General features: G+C 33.4%; 3 protein-coding genes. All 3 read right to left on the minus strand.

The window, feature by feature from the left end:
• Window positions 1-176 precede the first annotated feature (176 nt).
• Complete coding sequence (locus ENL20_06360) at window positions 177-428, minus strand: hypothetical protein (GenBank protein ID HHE38177.1); 252 nt, start codon at window positions 426-428, stop codon at window positions 177-179.
• 258 nt (window positions 429-686) lie between these two features.
• On the minus strand, window positions 687-1079 hold the full coding sequence (locus ENL20_06365) for a type II toxin-antitoxin system VapC family toxin (protein ID HHE38178.1): 393 nt from the start codon (window positions 1077-1079) through the stop codon (window positions 687-689).
• 2 nt (window positions 1080-1081) lie between these two features.
• Window positions 1082-1318: a ribbon-helix-helix domain-containing protein gene (locus tag ENL20_06370; protein HHE38179.1), complete on the minus strand. Its 237-nt coding sequence runs from the start codon at window positions 1316-1318 to the stop codon at window positions 1082-1084.
• Window positions 1319-1594 lie beyond the last annotated feature (276 nt).

The raw sequence follows: 1594 nt of genomic DNA on the forward strand, positions 1-1594 counted from the left end.
AACTCGTAATGAACGAAGGGAATGCGAGTCGAGAATTGCGACCATATTAGACAGATTGTCTTCGACTCGCACTTCCTCACGAGTCGAATCCAATCTTTAGAATATTTTGTTTTCATCTTAAATGAACGATCAGCTCGTGAATAGAGAGGAGCTTAATTCTCTTAATTTTGACACAATTATAAACCAACAGGAACAGTGACTGTCATTCGAGTTTTTGGTGTGAATTCGACCTGATTAAAACCTATATGCTCATGTCTTTCCAACCTATAAACAAATATCATTTTAACGACATCAACACAATTAAACATTGCTTCTTCAATCGTATCACCTTCTGCAAAAGCCCCCTTGATACCAGAAACAGAGACTAAATGACCATCAGCATTTGGTTCAACTATTATTGATAGCATTATTACTGATTTGTTTTTCATTATAGAACCTCCAACAAATATATAAAACAGAAGTTCTTTTGTAATTTATGATATTTACAGTCAAGAGGAATCTCTTGAAAACCTTGAAAACAGATTCTGTTAGAGGAAATCTTCCACTTATCTTTTTCAATGGTTGGAACAATATGTTGATTATCTTACTGGGTTGAATATCCCAATTTTCGATCTGTTTATCACACATAATTATCGTTCAATTAACCGTTGAAAAAGTTTAGCGAGAAGAAAATTTTTTAAACTTTTTCAAGGTTTTCTCTTCCGATACGGAACGAATACATCTTTAATCATCGGATAATGCTTTCTGTTCAGAGTCGTTAATTCACAATGAAACATTTCTGCAGTAGCAGCAACTATTGCATCTGCTAATCCGATTCCGTGACTTTTTAAAAAATCCCTGCGAAAAAAACCACCTTTGATTGCAAGCTCATCTGTAACCGGAATTATTTCAAATGCTTGCAGAAAGATTTTGAGGATTTCTTCTTCTTTTCCTTTTCTTACTCCGCTATAAAGTTCTGCTACATTTACGGAAGATAGAACGAGTTTTTGCTCCAAATTTTCCAAAAAAGAAATTGCCTGTTTCTCTCCTCGTAAATAATCAACCAGGATGTCTGTGTCGATAAGTAATGAGTTTTTCACTTTTATTCGCCCCTATCCCAGCTTTTTCTGATCTCTTCAAAAGCAGGAATATCATTTCTGTTTTTCCATATTCCTCTCGCTTTCCTTAAAAAATCAAGACGATTGGTGTTGCTGAATTTTTCGATCAATTGATCAACAGCTTGACGGATCAGTTCGCTTTGCTTTTTTCCTGTTCCATAAGAAATATTCTGCAATGCATTCTTTTCATCTTCGGTTAGATAAATTTGCGTTCTGAACATAAAATCACCTCCTTGTAATGTATGTGTCTAATGTATATTCTTTAGTTTATATGTCAAGTTAGATTTATGAAAACCAGGCATACCCCCAAAATTTTCTAAAAAATTGGTAATCATCAATAAAGATTTATAATTTGATTAGAAGCCCACAAATTTATTTGTGGGAAAAATTAGACAAATCCTTTTAAATGAACCATTTTAATGGTTTTTACTTTATTTGAAAACGGTTGAAACCGTTAGTTTTTTTCCCGAATCATATTCCCACAAATAAATTTGTGG

Source organism: Candidatus Cloacimonadota bacterium (assembly GCA_011372345.1).
Lineage (GTDB): Bacteria > Cloacimonadota > Cloacimonadia > Cloacimonadales > TCS61 > DRTC01.

What these genes read in the sequence shown, in the direction of transcription:
- ENL20_06370 (HHE38179.1), bottom strand. Translation starts at nt 1,318, where the DNA reads ATGTTCAGAACGCAAATTTATCTAACCGAAGATGAAAAGAATGCATTG.
- ENL20_06360 (HHE38177.1), bottom strand. Translation starts at nt 428, where the DNA reads ATGAAAAACAAATCAGTAATAATGCTATCAATAATAGTTGAACCAAAT.